The following is a 14,640-nucleotide window of genomic DNA, read 5'->3' on the forward strand; positions in this document are numbered from 1 at the left end:
TGCCAGCGACTATAGCCGGGCTCGCATAGGCCTTTAAAGATTAAAAAGCTCTTTGCTTATTCCAGTTTCTTAAACAGTGCGTTGCCGCATCGCGAGCAGAATGCCGCGCCGTGTTCGTGGCTGTTTTTCTTGCACACCGGGCAGTCATGTTGCAGCTGTTCGCCGCGCATGGCGTTGGCCAGTTCGGCGGTGAAAATCCCTGTAGGCACGGCGATGATCGAGTAACCGGTGATCATCACCAGTGACGAAATCACCTGGCCCAACGGTGTCTTCGGCACGATGTCGCCGAAGCCCACGGTGGTCAGCGTGACAATTGCCCAGTAGATGCCTTTGGGGATGCTGGTGAAGCCGTGCTCCGGGCCCTCGATCACGTACATCAGCGTGCCAAACACCGTGACCAGCGTGCAGACACTGACCAGAAACACCACGATTTTCTGCTTGCTGCCGCGCAGCGCCGACATCAGATAATTGGCTTGCTTGAGGTACGGGCTGAGCTTGAGTACGCGGAAAATCCGCAGCATCCGAATGATCCGGATAATCAGCAGGTATTGCGCATCGGCGTAATACAGCGCGAGGATGCCGGGCACGATGGCCAGCAAATCCACCAGCCCATAAAAGCTGAACGCGTAGCGCAACGGCTTCGGTGAGCAGTACAACCGCAGGATGTATTCGACGGCGAAAACGAAGGTGAAGCCCCACTCGATATACGCCAGCAGATCGGCGTAGTTCTGGTGAACCGCGTCGATGCTGTCGAGCATCACGATGACGATGCTGGCGAGGATGATCAACAACAGGATGCCGTCGAAACGTCTTCCTGCCTTGGTGTCGCTCTGGAATACCATGACGTAAAGTTCTTCACGCCAGTTTTTGCTGCTGTCCATGGATACCGCCTGAACCAATGATCAGCGCAGCCTAGGTTGATTCTCCCCAGAAGCGCAAGGCGCAGTGCCACCCTTGGCTTTGCCGAGCACTTGAACGGTCGTACGGATCAGCCAGCAACCGAGGATGAACGGCGCAGTCAGCGTGGGTAGGCCAATAGCGGAAAACAAGGGCGTCAGCAGCAGTGCGAGTGCAACAGCCGCTGGTGGCAGCCACGGCTGCTGGCGCTGCGCGCTGAAGGCAAGGGCGGCCAGCACCGCGTTATAGCCACCGAGGCCGATGAGGGCGGTGTAGAAGTCATGGTTCAGCAGACTCCAGCCCATGCCCGCGACAGACGCGAACATCGCCCAGCAAAAGGCGCGGCGGTCAGCAATCAGCAATCCCGCGGCAATCAGCGCGCCGGCCAGCGGGTGACCGAGGAACATCACCTGACCGAGGCCCTTGAAGGGGGCGGCGAGCATGTTCAAGGTGCTGATTTCGATCAAGTGCGCCTGGGTCGACGGCGTGGCAAAGCACAGCAGCAACCAGCCCAACCCCACGAAGGGCGCGGTGTAAGCGGGCAGGTATTGGCTCAACCGGGAGCGTTTGAGCCACTGTTGAGTCAGCATCGCGCTCAAGCCACCGCAGGCGATGATCATCAGCGGCAGCAGGGCGGACCAGGGGAAATAGAGGCTCAGCAGCAAGCCGAGCAAGACGCCGTTGTAGCTGAACAGTCCGGCCTGGCGATCCTCCTTGGCGTAGTTGCGACGTTGCGCGGTGAGCAATCCGGCGACACCGCCCAGCAGTGCGCCGCCGAGCAGGGTGGGCGCGGTAAACAGAATCGCCAACAGGCACAGCAGGCCGCACAGCGGATTTCGCTGGAGGAAGATCTGACTGAAACCGTTGAGCAGGGCAGTCGCCCAGTCGGGGCAGTGGGTGTTGAAGTGATTGGCAGGCATGAAGGAGTCTGTGGTGTGTCTGAAGGACCGAGTTGCCTGCTTCGCGAGCAAGCCCGCTCCCACACTGAATCTGCGTTCAGTTTTAAATGTGTGATCGACACAACTCTAATGTGGGAGCGAGGTTGCTCGCGAAGCGGCCAGTACAGGCGCTAAATCAACGTCTCGATGCGCAATGAGTTAGTCGACCCCGGCTGCCCAAACGGCACACCCGCGGTGATCAATAATGTGTCGCCACGCTGAGCCATGCCTTGGGCCTGGGCAATCTCCAGCGCCGTCGAACACACTTCATCCACCTGCCGCAGCCGATCATTGACCACCGAGTGCACGCCCCACGCCACGGTCAGGCGGCGAGCGGTCTGCAGGTTCGGTGTCAGGTTGAGAATTGGCACCGTCGGCCGTTCCCGCGCCGCACGCAGACTCGATGTGCCGGACTCGCTGTAATTCACCAGCACCGCCACCGGCAGCACATTGCTGATACGCCGAATCGCACAGCTGATCGCGTCAGAAACCGTGGCCTCGGCTTTCGGCCGGCTCACGTCCAGTTGCGTCTGATAGTCCGGGCCGTTTTCCACCTGGCGGATGATCTTGCTCATCATCTGTACGGCTTCCAGCGGGTATTCGCCAGAGGCGGTTTCCGCTGACAACATCACCGCGTCAGCCCCTTCGGCCACGGCGTTGGCCACGTCGGTGACCTCGGCGCGGGTCGGGGCCGGGGAGAAGCGCATCGACTCGAGCATCTGTGTCGCCACCACCACCGGTTTGCCGAGCTCACGGCAGAGGGTGATGATGTTTTTCTGAATCTGCGGCACGCTTTCGGCCGGCACTTCCACGCCCAGATCACCGCGAGCCACCATGATCGCGTCGCTCAATTCAGCGATTTCCCGCAGATGAGTCACCGCCGATGGCTTCTCGATCTTGGCCATCAAAAACGCTTTGTCGCCGATCAGTTCGCGGGCCTCGCGAATGTCTTCCGGACGTTGCACAAACGACAGCGCGACCCAGTCCACGCCCAGCTCCAGACCGAAGCTCAAATCACGGCGATCCTTGGCGGTCAGCGGGCTCAGTTCCAGCACCGCTTGCGGCACGTTCACGCCTTTGCGGTCCGACAGTTCGCCGCCATTGAGCACGGTGGTGTCAATGGCGTCGGCGTACTTGGTTACCACGCGCAGACGCAGCTTGCCGTCGTCCAGCAGCAGGTCCATGCCTGGCTCGAGCGCGGCGATGATTTCCGGATGGGGCAGGTTGACGCGGCGCTCGTCGCCCGGCGTCGGGTCCAGGTCCAGGCGCAAGGCTTGACCGCGATGCAGTTGCACCTTGCCTTCGGCGAACTTGCCGACCCGCAGTTTCGGGCCTTGCAGGTCCATCAGAATGCCCAGCGGGTAATTCAGCTGGCGCTCGACTTCACGAATCCACTGATAGCGCTGAGCGTGGTCGGCGTGATCGCCGTGGCTGAAGTTCAGGCGGAAAATGTTGACCCCTGCCTGCACCAGCTCGCGGATGTCGTCGATCCCGTCGATGGCGGGGCCGAGGGTGGCGAGGATCTTAACCTTCTTGTCAGGCGTCATGTTTAGGGCTCTCGAGAATCAGGATGGCGCGGAAGTCGTTGACGTTAGTGCGGGTCGGCTCGGTGATGATCAGTGCGTCCAGCGCCTCGAAATAGCCGTAGCCATTGTTGTTGTCGAGTTCGTCGCTGGCGCTCAAACCGAGGGCGGCGGCGCGGGCGTAGCTGTCCGGGGTCATGATCGCGCCGGCGTTGTCTTCGGAGCCGTCGATGCCATCGGTGTCCCCGGCCAGGGCATAGACGCCGGGCAGGCCTTTGAGGTTGTCGGTCAGGCTCAACAGGAACTCGGCGTTGCGTCCGCCACGGCCATTGCCGCGCACGGTCACGGTGGTTTCACCGCCTGACAGAATCACGCAAGGCGCGGCCAGTGGCTGACCGTGCAGCACCACCTGACGGGCGATGCCGGCGTGAACCTTGGCCACTTCCCGGGATTCGCCTTCCAGATCGCCGAGGATCAGCGGGCTGAAACCGGCCTGCCGCGCTTTCACGGCGGCCGCTTCAAGCGACTGCTGGGGACGGGCGATCAACTGGAAATGGCTACGTGCGAGGCTCGGATCGCCGGGTTTGACTGTCTCCGATTCCGGGCTTTGCAGCCAGTTGCGCACGGAGGCCGGGATGTCGATGCCGTAGCGCTTGAGGATCGCCAGCGCTTCGGCGCAGGTGCTTGGGTCGGCCACGGTCGGGCCGGAAGCGATGACCGTGGCGAGGTCGCCCGGCACATCGGAAATCGCATAGGTATACACAGTGGCTGGCCAGCAGGCCTTGCCGAGACGGCCGCCCTTGATCGCCGAGAGGTGCTTGCGCACACAGTTCATCTCGCCGATGGTCGCGCCGGATTTAAGCAGGGCTTTGTTGATCGATTGCTTGTCGGCGAGGGTGATGCCGGCCGCCGGCAAGGCGAGCAGGGCAGAGCCGCCGCCCGACAGCAGGAAGATCACGCGGTCGTCTTCGCTCAGGTTGCTGACCAGGTCGAAGACCCGCTTGGCGACAGCTTGGCCGGCAGCGTCCGGCACCGGATGCGCCGCTTCGACCACTTCGATTTTTTCGCACGGGGCGCCGTGACCGTAACGCGTCACCACCAGACCGGACACTTCACCCTGCCAGCAACGCTCGACCACCTGGGCCATGGCGGCCGCGGCTTTGCCGGCGCCGATGACGATCACCCGACCGCTGCGATCTTTGGGCAAATGAGCTTCGAGGACTTGCTGCGGATGGGCGGCGTCGATGGCTGTGGCGAACAGCTCGCGCAGGAATTGTTGCGGATCGACCGACATGGCGGGCTCCCGGAATTCTTGTTGTTGGGATAAAACGACAGCAGGCGTTGCGACGCGGTCCTGTGGGAGCTGGCTTGCCTGCGATCAGGCGACGCGGTCTTTCAAGTAGACCGAGGCGATGCCATCGCGAGCAAGCTCGCTCCCACAGGGGACCGAGCCAGCTTCAGGCAGGGCTTACTTATCGCGAATCGAGAAATTCGCCATGTGTTCCAGGCCCTTGATCAGCGCCGAGTGGTCCCAGTTGCTGCCACCGATGGCCGCGCAGGTGCTGAACACTTGCTGGGTGTTGGCGGTGTTCGGCAGGTTGATGCCAAGTTCCTTGGCACCTTGCAGGGCCAGGTTCAGGTCCTTCTGGTGCAGGCTGATGCGGAAGCCCGGGTCGAAGGTGCCTTTGATCATGCGCTCGCCGTGTACTTCGAGAATCTTCGACGAAGCGAAACCGCCCATCAGTGCTTCACGAACCTTGGCGGGATCGGCGCCGTTTTTCGAGGCGAACAGCAGGGCTTCTGCGACCGCCTGGATGTTCAGCGCAACAATGATCTGGTTCGCCACTTTCGCGGTTTGACCGTCGCCGTTACCACCGACCAGGGTGATGTTCTTGCCCATCGCCTGAAACAGCGGCAGTGCGCGTTCGAAGGCGTCGGCATCGCCGCCGACCATGATGCTCAGGCTCGCCGCCTTGGCGCCGACTTCACCACCAGACACTGGCGCGTCGAGGTACTGAGCGCCTTTTTCGTTGATCTTGGCCGCGAACGCTTTGGTGGCGGTCGGCGAGATCGAGCTCATGTCGATGACTATTTTGCCTTTGCCGACACCGGCCGCGACGCCGTCTGCGCGGAACAGCACGTCGTCTACCTGTGGGGTATCCGGCACCATGACGATGATGAATTCAGCTTCTTGCGCGACTTCTTTCGGGTTGGCCAGGGCGATGGCGCCGCCGGCAATCAGGTCGGCAGGTGCGGCGTCGTGGTGCGCCGACAGGAACAGGCTGTGACCGGCTTTCTGCAGGTTCAACGCCATTGGGTGGCCCATGATGCCGGTGCCGATAAATCCGATTTTAGCCATGAGAAAATCCTCTTGTTTTTGTGTTGCTCAAGCAAATAGGGGAGCACTGCTTTTCTGTGGGAGCGAGCTTGCTCGCGATGGCGTCCTGACATTCAGCATCTATGTTGACTGTCCCACCGCTATCGCGAGCAAGCTCGCTTCCACAAGGGATCTGTGTCAGATCGCGTTGTGGGTTTTCAGCCAGCCCAGGCCCGCTTCGGTGGTGGTCAGCGGCTTGTACTCACAGCCGACCCAACCCTGATAACCAATCCGGTCCAGGTGTTCGAACAGGAAGCGGTAGTTGATTTCACCGGTGCCCGGTTCGTTGCGTCCTGGGTTGTCGGCCAACTGGATGTGGTTGATCTCGCCCAGGTGCGCAGCCATGGTGCGGGCCAGGTCGCCCTCCATGATTTGCATGTGGTAGATGTCGTATTGCAGGAACAGGTTGGCGCTGCCGACCTGCTCGCGAATCGACAGGGCCTGCGCCGTGTTGTTCAGGTAGAAGCCCGGGATATCGCGGGTGTTGATCGCTTCCATCACCAGCTTGATGCCCGCTGCTTGCAGCTTGTCGGCCGCGTACTTCAGGTTGTCGACGAAAGTTTTTTCCACGGTGGCATCATCGACGCCTTGTGGACGAATACCGGCCAGGCAGTTGATCTGGGTGTTGCCCAGCACTTGTGCATAGGCGATGGCCAAGGTGACACCGGCGCGAAATTCTTCAACCCGGTCCGGCAGGCACGCGATACCGCGTTCGCCCTTGGCCCAGTCACCGGCCGGCAGGTTGAACAGCACCTGGGTCAGACCGTTGGCATCGAGCTTGGCCTTGATTTCGGCGGAGCTGAAGTCATAAGGGAACAGGTACTCGACACCACTGAAACCGGCCTTGGCGGCCGCTTCAAAACGGGCAAGAAAATCCTGCTCAGTGAACAGCATGGACAGGTTGGCTGCGAAACGCGGCATGGTGGTCTCCTGAATGTGTATGAGGTCCCCTGTGGGAGCGGGCTTACTCCCGAAAGCGGTGGGTCAGTCAACATCTTTGTTGGATGTGAAGCCGTCTTCGTGACCAAGCCTGCTCCCGCAGTGGGAACGATCAGCAGTTAATCAAGCATCGAAATTGCGGTCGGCGCATCGTTGCCGACCAGCGCCAGGTCTTCGAATTCGTTGACCGCGTTGATCTCGGTACCCATGGAAATGTTGGTCACACGCTCCAGAATAATCTCGACGATCACCGGCACCTTGAACTCCTCGATCAGCTCTTGAGCCCTGCGCAGGGCAGGCTGGATCTGACTTGGCTCGAACACCCGCAGTGCCTTGCAGCCGAGGCCTTCGGCGACCGCGACGTGATCGACACCGTAACCGTTGAGTTCCGGAGCGTTCAGGTTATCGAAGGACAGTTGCACGCAGTAGTCCATGTCGAAGCCGCGCTGAGCCTGACGGATCAGTCCCAGGTACGAATTGTTTACCACAACGTGGATGTACGGCAGCTTGAACTGCGCGCCCACCGCCAATTCTTCGATCATGAACTGGAAATCATAGTCGCCCGACAACGCCACGACTTTGCGGGTCGGATCTGCCTTGACCACGCCCAGTGCCGCCGGAATGGTCCAGCCCAACGGGCCGGCCTGGCCGCAGTTGATCCAGTGACGCGGCTTGTAGACGTGCAGGAACTGCGCGCCGGCAATCTGCGACAGACCAATGGTGCTGACGTAGCAGGTGTCTTTGCCGAACACCTGGTTCATCTCTTCGTACACGCGTTGCGGCTTGACCGGCACGTTGTCGAAGTGCGTCTTGCGTTGCAGGCTGGCTTTACGTTGCTGGCAGTCTTGCAGCCAGGCGCTGCGGTTTTTCAGCTTGCCGGCAGCTTGCCATTCGCGAGCGACTTCGATGAACACGGTCAGTGCGGCAGCGGCGTCGGACACGATGCCCAGATCCGGGTTGAACACGCGGCCGATCTGGGTCGGTTCGATGTCGACGTGAATGAACTTGCGGCCTTCGGTGTACACGTCGATCGAGCCAGTGTGGCGGTTGGCCCAACGGTTACCCACGCCCAACACTACGTCGGATTTGAGCATCGTCGCGTTGCCGTAGCGATGCGAGGTTTGCAGGCCGACCATGCCGACCATCAACGGGTGATCGTCCGGAATGGTGCCCCAGCCCATCAGGGTCGGGATGACGGGAATGCCGGTCAGTTCGGCGAACTCCACCAGCAAGTCGCTGGCGTCAGCATTGATGATGCCGCCACCGGCCACCAACAGAGGACGCTCCGCCTGATCGAGCATGGTCAGGGCCTTCTCGATTTGCACGCGGTTCGCGGTGGGCTTGGCCAGCGGCAGCGGTTGGTAAGCATCGATGTCGAATTCGATTTCCGCCATCTGTACGTCGAACGGCAGGTCGATCAGCACCGGGCCGGGACGGCCGGAGCGCATTTCGTAGAAGGCTTTTTGGAACGCGTATGGCACCTGGCCCGGTTCCATGACGGTGGTTGCCCACTTAGTCACTGGCTTGACGATGGTAGTGATGTCGACCGCCTGGAAATCTTCTTTATGCATACGGGCGCGGGGGGCCTGGCCGGTAATGCAGAGGATCGGGATCGAGTCCGCCGAGGCGCTGTAGAGCCCGGTGACCATGTCCGTACCGGCAGGGCCGGACGTACCGATGCACACGCCGATGTTGCCAGCCTTGGTGCGGGTGTAACCCTCGGCCATGTGCGAAGCGCCTTCAACATGGCGTGCGAGGACGTGATCGATGCCACCGACCTTCTGCAGGGCGGAGTACAGCGGGTTGATCGCGGCGCCCGGGATGCCAAAAGCGGTATCAACCCCTTCACGGCGCATCACCAGAACGGCGGCTTCGATTGCTCTCATTTTGCTCATGGTTTTGGTGCCTCTTACGTTTTGTAATTGTATACAAGTGGCTTTGCGCAGAGTGTATTCACGGCGGACGGCGCAGGTCAATTCATTTTCTCAAGCGTCTGTTTCATTCGTCGGAAGCCCGTTCTACTGTGGCTTTTCGTCGCATGTGGCGCTTTTCGAGAATTATTGTATACAAAAAAATAATCTATTGTGTTCTATTTGTTGCATCGGACTGCGGCATAACGAAGCAGTCCAACGGCTTTCCAAAAAACAAAATGAGGACGGCACCATGAGCGCTTTAACCTTGAAAGTCGCAGTCAGCCTGACCAGTCAGGCCATCGCCGCAGGGCGTGCAATCTCCGCAGCACCACTGACCATCGCGGTTCTGGATGCCGGCGGGCACCTGCTTTCTCTACAACGCGAAGACGGCGCCAGCCTGCTGCGCCCGCAAATCGCCATCGGTAAAGCCTGGGGCGCGATTGCCCTGGGCAAAGGCTCCCGCCTGCTGGCACTGGACGCTCAGCAACGACCGGCGTTTATCGCCGCACTTAATAGCTTGGGGCAGGGCAGCGTCGTGCCGGCACCGGGCGGTGTGTTGATTCGGGATCAGGACGGGAATGTGCTGGGAGCGGTGGGGATCAGCGGCGATCTGTCGGATGTGGATGAGCAGTGTGCGATCAGCGCGATTGAAGCGCAGGGGTTGCGGGCGGATGCGGGGGTTGCTGCTTGATCTTCAGCGTTTGAGCAATTGCTATCGCGAGCAAGCTCGCTCCCACAGGGATAGAGGGCGATCACGTAATTTGTGTTCGTCCTAAATCCACTGTGGGAGCGAGCTTGCTCGCGATAGCTATCGACAGGAAACATCCAGCTAAAAATCTGCCCTGGACCTGAGCATCCACAGGTCTAGCCTTTCCATGACTTAAATCATGAGAGAGGCAACGGAATGCCTGATTTCCCCGCGTCACATCGACTTCGCCTTGGCCGCTACGCCGAACGAAACCGCATCTACCTGCTGACCACCAATAGCATTGACCGAAAGCCTGTCTTCAGGGATTTTGCCTTGGGGCGATTGGTTGTGGAGCAATTTCGTCATGCACAGAATCTGGGGTGGGCTAACTCACTGGCATGGGTTGTCATGCCAGACCATTTTCATTGGTTGGTCGAGTTGCAGCAGGGGTCATTAAGTGAACTGATGCAAAAAACCAAATCACTGAGTACAAGAGCCGTCAATATGGCCGCCGGTCGAAAGGGCGGTCTTTGGCAGCAGGGATACCATGACCGGGCATTAAGGCGAGAAGAGGATTTGGTGGCGTTAGCGCGTTATGTGGTCACCAACCCTTTGCGGGCGGGACTGGTTGAAAGATATGGCGACTATCCGCTGTGGGATGCGATCTGGGTTTGAGCAGGCACCGAGGTGCCTTCATCGCGAGCAAGTTCGCTCCCACAGGGGATTTGGGGTGAATACAAAATAGATGAACACCAACAATTCCTGTGGGAGCGAGCAAGCTCGCGATAGCAGCGCCGCGGTCTAACGATCCGGCTCACACCCCTTCAGCACCAACCGAATAATCGTCTGCGCTGCCGCTTCGTAATCCGCTTCATCCAGCTTCGCTTTCCCTGTCACCGCAGAAATCTGCCAGTCGAAGTCTGCGTAGGTCTGGGTCGCGGCCCAGATGCTGAACATCAGGTGGTTGGGGTCGATGGCGGCGATCTGGCCACGGTCGATCCAAGTCTGGATGCAGTCGATGTTGTGTTTGGCCTGGCCATTGAGGCGTTCGACCAGGTCGGCGCTCAGGTGTGGGGCGCCGTGCATGATTTCGCTGGCGAACACCTTGGAGGCGAAGGGCAAATCCCGGGAAATGCGGATCTTGGAGCGGATGTAGCCGCTCAGCACTTCGCTGGGCACGCCTTCGGCGTTGAACGGCGTCGAAGCCTGCAGAATCGGCTCGATGATACTTTCCAGGACCTCGCGGTAGAGGTTTTCCTTGGATTTGAAGTAGTAGTAGACGTTGGGCTTGGGCAATCCCGCCTTGGCTGCGATGTCACTGGTTTTGGTCGCAGCGAAGCCCTTGTCGGCAAATTCTTCACTGGCGGCACGCAGGATGAGTTCTTTGTTGCGCTCGCGGATAGTGCTCATAAACCAAGGGGTTCCTTGCCTGTTCTGGCGGTTGCGCATGGTATCACCGGGCTCGCGCGGCGCTCAAGAATGCCCCCGTGTGGCACTCGGCCGCGCTATGCTGCGCAGCATTCATTCAAGAAGGAAACCTGATTCATGGCAGGAAGCAGTTTGCTGGTGCTGATCGATGACATCGCCGCGGTACTCGACGATGTGGCATTGATGACGAAAATGGCTGCCAAGAAGACCGCCGGCGTGCTCGGCGACGATCTGGCGCTCAATGCCCAGCAAGTCAGCGGCGTGCGGGCCGAGCGGGAAATCCCGGTCGTCTGGGCCGTGGCCAAGGGCTCGTTTCGCAACAAACTGATCCTAGTGCCATCGGCCTTGGCCATCAGCGCGTTCATTCCATGGCTGGTCACGCCGTTGTTGATGATCGGCGGCGCTTACCTGTGCTTTGAAGGCTTCGAGAAACTCGCGCACAAATTCCTACACAGCAAGGCTGAAGATCAGGCCGAACATGCGGAACTGGTCGAGGCGGTCGCCGATCCAGCGGTGGATCTGGTGGCTTTCGAACAGGACAAGATCAAAGGCGCGGTACGCACCGACTTCATCCTCTCGGCAGAAATCATCGCCATCACCCTTGGCACCGTGGCAGAAGCCTCGCTGACCCAGCAAGTGATCGTACTGTCGGGCATTGCCATCGTCATGACCATCGGCGTCTATGGCCTGGTGGCGGGCATCGTCAAACTCGATGACCTCGGTTTGTGGTTGACCCAAAAACCCGGGCAGATGGCCAAAAGCATCGGCGGCGGCATTTTGCGAGCCGCGCCTTACATGATGAAAAGCCTGTCGGTGATCGGTACGGCGGCGATGTTCCTGGTCGGCGGTGGGATCCTCACCCACGGCGTGCCGGTGGTCCATCACTGGATTGAAGGCGTCGGCGCAGCGGCCGGTGGCGCCAGGTTTATCGTGCCGACGTTGCTGAACGCAGTGGCGGGGATTGTCGCCGGGGCGGTGGTGCTGGCGGGCGTGATGGTTGCCAGCAAAATCTGGCGCTCGATCAAAGGCTGATATTGTCCAGCTGTAGGGGGCGCCTGCTGGCGATAGCGGTGGGTCAGTCAATGAATTTTGACTGTGCTGACCTCATCGCCAGCAGGCTCACTCCTACAGGTGGTTGTGGGGTGGCGGGAATGTAAAAAAGGCCATTCGACTCGCATCGAATGGCCTTTTTTATTGCCGCCGGATTTACTCGGCGATCTGCAACTTGCGCGCTTCGGTGTACACGAAGCGCACTTTCTCGTACTCGAACGGCGAGTTCAGCTGGCCGTAACGGAAGTTGGTCTGGTTGCGTTTGTCGATGCCACGCAGGATCCAGACTTCCGGATGGTTGGAGCTGACTTCGGCGACGTTCAGGTAGTTGATTGCCGACTCGACGGTGAAATCGACCGCCAGGCCACTGGTGTCGCGGATGTTCGATGGCCCGAGGATGGGCAGGACGAAGTAGGCGCCGCCCGGTACACCGTAGAAGCCCAGGGTCTGACCGAAGTCTTCATTCTGGCGAGGCAGGCCCATGGCGGTGGCCGGGTCCCACAAGCCGGCGATGCCGAGGGTGGTGTTGAGCAGCAGGCGCGCAGTGGTGTCCACCGAGCGCTTGCCCTTGAGCTGCAGCAGGCTGTTCACCAGGTTTGGCACATCGCCGAGGTTGTTGAAGAAGTTGCTCACGCCGGTGCGCAGGAAGCTTGGCGTGATATAGCGATAGCCGTCGACCACGGGCAGGAACACCCATTGGTCAAAGCGGTAGTTGAAGTGATAAACCCGGCGGTTCCATTCTTCCAGCGGGTCGTAGACAGCCAGGGCGTTGAGCGTCGAGCGTTCGAATTCTCGCTGGTCCAGCCCCGGGTTGAACTTGAGTTTGCTCAGCGGTTCCTTGAAGCCGTCATTGTCGATCACGACGGGGGCATTGGCTTTGCTGTTGTCGGCATGGGCGACGCCTGCACAGAGTAACGCCGCGATTAGCAGGAGATATTTAGCCACGGAAGAACTCCAGCATGGCGTCGCTGTTGACGCGGTAATTAAGGTTGCCGCAATGGCCGCCGAGTGGATAAACGGTCAAGCGCTCGCCGAAAGTCTTGCGCAGGAAACCGAGGTCGCCAGGGCCCAGGATCACGTCGTCGGCGTTGTGCATCACAGCGATTTTCGGGCTGTCGTGCAGGTAGTCCTTAAGGGCATACAGGCTGACCTGGTCGATCAGTTGCAGCAGGCTGCCTCCGTCAGTGCGGGCGCGCCACATCGGGATGACCTGTTCAGTGATGTAGCAGTCGAAGTCGCACTGCAGCGCACGCTTGAGGAACGGCGTGAGGCTGGTGCCTTCGGTGATCGGGAACTTCGGTGGGGTGATCAGGCCGCGACGGTTGATCAGGTCCGAGGTGAAGGCAATGTCGGCCGCCGAGAAGCGGAACGAGGTGCCAATCAGCATGGCCATCTGTTCGTTGGTCAGGTGTTGCTTGGACTGCTGGATGTCATAGAGCAGGGCATCGTTGAGGTCGATGTAGCCTTTCTGTTGGAAGTAGCGCGTCAGTTTGCCCAGTACCAGTTCATAAAACGTGGTGCTGCTGTTAATGCCCTTGACCTCGGTCTGGACCAGCTTGTCCAGGTTGGTAATTGAGGTGTACAGGTTGACCGGTGGGTTGAGCAGCAAGACTTTCTTGAAGTTGAAGCTGCGACGGGTCTCGTCCAGGTGAGCGACGAATGCGGCATCCAGTGCGCCCAGGCTGTAACCGGTGAGGTAGTAATCGGTCACCGGCAATCTCGGGTTTTGTGCCCGCACGGCCTGCATCACCCGATACAGGTCTTCAGCGTCTTCCTTGGTCACGCCGGGGGTGGCGAAGCGAGAGGCGGCGCTGATGAAGTCGAAACTGGTCGGCGACGACAGCTGCACTACGTTGTAACCGGCCTTGTAGTAGAGCTTTTTCAGGTATTCGTTCAGGCTGCTGTCATAACGTGCGCCCGTGCCGGCGATCAAGAAAATCAGGGGGGCCGGTTTATCTTGTGTGGCGATTCGGTAAGTGAGCTTCTTCACTGCCCAGAAGTTGTCCGGTAGTTGGAATTCACGCTCCGGGCGCAGCGTGAGGCTGCGATCCTTCTGATTGATGTCTTCGTCCAGTGGCAACTCCGGACGCAAATCTGGAGGTGTCGTGGCGATGGTCGCCTCGAACGGATTGGTCAAGGGGTAGCCATAACTGGCCGCGTCGATATCGACCGCCAGTGCGGACGCACTCAATATAAGGCCGCCAAAGAGGGCGGCGAAGCGCAAGAAGCGGAGCATGACTAGATCCCTTAGAGGAAGGTGCCGAATGAAGTTCGCAGGCTATGACCATCGGTGTTGCGCCAAAGTGCCACGCATCGGCACCCAAGAGGCATATTTTCGGGTAATGGTAGCTGGACGATACACTTTGCAGTGATTTCCTGACCAGTTTTCTGTTGCCCGCGTTTGCATCCCGCTGGCGGGGTATTAAGCTGGCCGCCGTTTTCGCCTATTGGAGTGTTTCATGTCCCGCCGTCTGCCCGTGGTTTTGCTGCTCGTTTTGCTGCCTTTATGGCTGGCCGCCAGTTACGGCGCACGTTATGGCTTCATGGAGGATGCGCAGTGGGTCGGCATCTGCGTGGACGAGGCGAGCCGTTGGGAATGTGGAGTTCGCTCCAGCCTGGGCCTGATGATCCACTTCGGCGTGTTGGGCTGGGCGGCGATAGCAGCGGCGGTGATCGGCTTCGTACTGCCGGGCCGGGCAGGGTGGTGGCTGGCGGTGCTGGCGCTGGTGTTCGGGTTTCCGGCGTTGGCGTTGTACAACACGACGCTGGCTGTTTTTGCGGTGGTGATTGCCGGGTTGCGGTTGGTCAGGGCGTCTCGTAGCGCCTGATAAATCGTCTTCACGAACAAGCCCCACACATTTAACCGCATCCTGAAAGAGCTCGGTCG

The 14,640-nt window shown here is 59.8% G+C and carries 14 protein-coding genes; 4 read left to right on the forward strand and 10 right to left on the reverse strand.

The window, feature by feature from the left end:
- Positions 1-56: 56 nt before the first annotated feature.
- The 7 genes from NL116_RS08735 to gcl all read right to left on the reverse strand — a co-directional run bounded on the left by NL116_RS08735 (position 57) and on the right by gcl (position 8,569).
- A complete protein-coding gene (locus tag NL116_RS08735; RefSeq protein ID WP_410921314.1) occupies positions 57-881 on the reverse strand; it encodes an ion transporter in 825 nt (274 codons plus the stop codon).
- Positions 882-902: 21 nt separating this feature from the next.
- A complete protein-coding gene (locus tag NL116_RS08740; RefSeq protein ID WP_494376830.1) occupies positions 903-1,817 on the reverse strand; it encodes an urea transporter in 915 nt (304 codons plus the stop codon).
- A 149-nt stretch (positions 1,818-1,966) separates the two neighbouring features.
- Positions 1,967-3,382, reverse strand: a complete 1,416-nt coding sequence (gene pyk, locus NL116_RS08745; RefSeq protein ID WP_494376831.1) for a pyruvate kinase — start codon at positions 3,380-3,382, stop codon at positions 1,967-1,969.
- A complete protein-coding gene (locus NL116_RS08750; RefSeq protein WP_494376832.1) occupies positions 3,372-4,652 on the reverse strand; it encodes a glycerate kinase type-2 family protein in 1,281 nt (426 codons plus the stop codon). Before NL116_RS08750 ends, pyk begins: the two co-directional genes overlap by 11 nt.
- A 174-nt stretch (positions 4,653-4,826) precedes the next feature.
- Positions 4,827-5,717: a 2-hydroxy-3-oxopropionate reductase gene (locus tag NL116_RS08755; protein ID WP_494376833.1), complete on the reverse strand. Its 891-nt coding sequence runs from the start codon at positions 5,715-5,717 to the stop codon at positions 4,827-4,829.
- Positions 5,718-5,873: 156 nt separating this feature from the next.
- Positions 5,874-6,656, reverse strand: coding sequence for a hydroxypyruvate isomerase (hyi, locus tag NL116_RS08760; protein WP_494376834.1), 783 nt, complete (start codon positions 6,654-6,656; stop codon positions 5,874-5,876).
- A gap of 137 nt (positions 6,657-6,793) precedes the next feature.
- Positions 6,794-8,569: a glyoxylate carboligase gene (gene gcl, locus NL116_RS08765; protein WP_494376835.1), complete on the reverse strand. Its 1,776-nt coding sequence runs from the start codon at positions 8,567-8,569 to the stop codon at positions 6,794-6,796.
- A gap of 268 nt (positions 8,570-8,837) precedes the next feature.
- Here gcl and NL116_RS08770 point away from each other — a divergent pair, with 268 nt between their 5' ends.
- Positions 8,838-9,278, forward strand: coding sequence for a GlcG/HbpS family heme-binding protein (locus tag NL116_RS08770; protein ID WP_494376836.1), 441 nt, complete (start codon positions 8,838-8,840; stop codon positions 9,276-9,278).
- A 213-nt stretch (positions 9,279-9,491) separates the two neighbouring features.
- Complete coding sequence (locus NL116_RS08775) at positions 9,492-9,950, forward strand: REP-associated tyrosine transposase (RefSeq protein ID WP_494376837.1); 459 nt, start codon at positions 9,492-9,494, stop codon at positions 9,948-9,950.
- 126 nt (positions 9,951-10,076) lie between these two features.
- Here the strand turns inward: NL116_RS08775 and NL116_RS08780 are convergent, their stop codons facing one another.
- Entirely contained in the window at positions 10,077-10,685 is a 609-nt protein-coding gene (locus tag NL116_RS08780; RefSeq protein ID WP_494376838.1) for a TetR/AcrR family transcriptional regulator, read from the reverse strand.
- 135 nt (positions 10,686-10,820) lie between these two features.
- On the opposite strand from NL116_RS08780, the gene NL116_RS08785 reads away from it, so the two are divergent.
- Entirely contained in the window at positions 10,821-11,735 is a 915-nt protein-coding gene (locus NL116_RS08785; RefSeq protein ID WP_494376839.1) for a DUF808 domain-containing protein, read from the forward strand.
- A 174-nt stretch (positions 11,736-11,909) separates the two neighbouring features.
- Here the strand turns inward: NL116_RS08785 and NL116_RS08790 are convergent, their stop codons facing one another.
- Positions 11,910-12,698, reverse strand: coding sequence for an MlaA family lipoprotein (locus tag NL116_RS08790; RefSeq protein ID WP_494376840.1), 789 nt, complete (start codon positions 12,696-12,698; stop codon positions 11,910-11,912).
- Entirely contained in the window at positions 12,691-13,989 is a 1,299-nt protein-coding gene (locus NL116_RS08795) for a serine/threonine protein kinase (protein WP_494376841.1), read from the reverse strand. Before NL116_RS08795 ends, NL116_RS08790 begins: the two co-directional genes overlap by 8 nt.
- Before the next feature lie 223 nt (positions 13,990-14,212).
- On the opposite strand from NL116_RS08795, the gene NL116_RS08800 reads away from it, so the two are divergent.
- Positions 14,213-14,581, forward strand: coding sequence for a hypothetical protein (locus NL116_RS08800; RefSeq protein ID WP_494376842.1), 369 nt, complete (start codon positions 14,213-14,215; stop codon positions 14,579-14,581).
- Positions 14,582-14,640 lie beyond the last annotated feature (59 nt).

The sequence above is a fragment of the Pseudomonas sp. FBCC-B1667 genome (genome assembly GCF_059133255.1).

What these genes read in the sequence shown, in the direction of transcription:
- NL116_RS08735 (WP_410921314.1), bottom strand. Translation starts at nt 881, where the DNA reads ATGGACAGCAGCAAAAACTGGCGTGAAGAACTTTACGTCATGGTATTC.
- NL116_RS08795 (WP_494376841.1), bottom strand. Translation starts at nt 13,989, where the DNA reads ATGCTCCGCTTCTTGCGCTTCGCCGCCCTCTTTGGCGGCCTTATATTG.
- hyi (WP_494376834.1), bottom strand. Translation starts at nt 6,656, where the DNA reads ATGCCGCGTTTCGCAGCCAACCTGTCCATGCTGTTCACTGAGCAGGAT.
- gcl (WP_494376835.1), bottom strand. Translation starts at nt 8,569, where the DNA reads ATGAGCAAAATGAGAGCAATCGAAGCCGCCGTTCTGGTGATGCGCCGT.
- NL116_RS08780 (WP_494376838.1), bottom strand. Translation starts at nt 10,685, where the DNA reads ATGAGCACTATCCGCGAGCGCAACAAAGAACTCATCCTGCGTGCCGCC.
- NL116_RS08755 (WP_494376833.1), bottom strand. Translation starts at nt 5,717, where the DNA reads ATGGCTAAAATCGGATTTATCGGCACCGGCATCATGGGCCACCCAATG.
- NL116_RS08770 (WP_494376836.1), top strand. Translation starts at nt 8,838, where the DNA reads ATGAGCGCTTTAACCTTGAAAGTCGCAGTCAGCCTGACCAGTCAGGCC.
- pyk (WP_494376831.1), bottom strand. Translation starts at nt 3,382, where the DNA reads ATGACGCCTGACAAGAAGGTTAAGATCCTCGCCACCCTCGGCCCCGCC.
- NL116_RS08740 (WP_494376830.1), bottom strand. Translation starts at nt 1,817, where the DNA reads ATGCCTGCCAATCACTTCAACACCCACTGCCCCGACTGGGCGACTGCC.
- NL116_RS08800 (WP_494376842.1), top strand. Translation starts at nt 14,213, where the DNA reads ATGTCCCGCCGTCTGCCCGTGGTTTTGCTGCTCGTTTTGCTGCCTTTA.
- NL116_RS08785 (WP_494376839.1), top strand. Translation starts at nt 10,821, where the DNA reads ATGGCAGGAAGCAGTTTGCTGGTGCTGATCGATGACATCGCCGCGGTA.
- NL116_RS08750 (WP_494376832.1), bottom strand. Translation starts at nt 4,652, where the DNA reads ATGTCGGTCGATCCGCAACAATTCCTGCGCGAGCTGTTCGCCACAGCC.
- NL116_RS08775 (WP_494376837.1), top strand. Translation starts at nt 9,492, where the DNA reads ATGCCTGATTTCCCCGCGTCACATCGACTTCGCCTTGGCCGCTACGCC.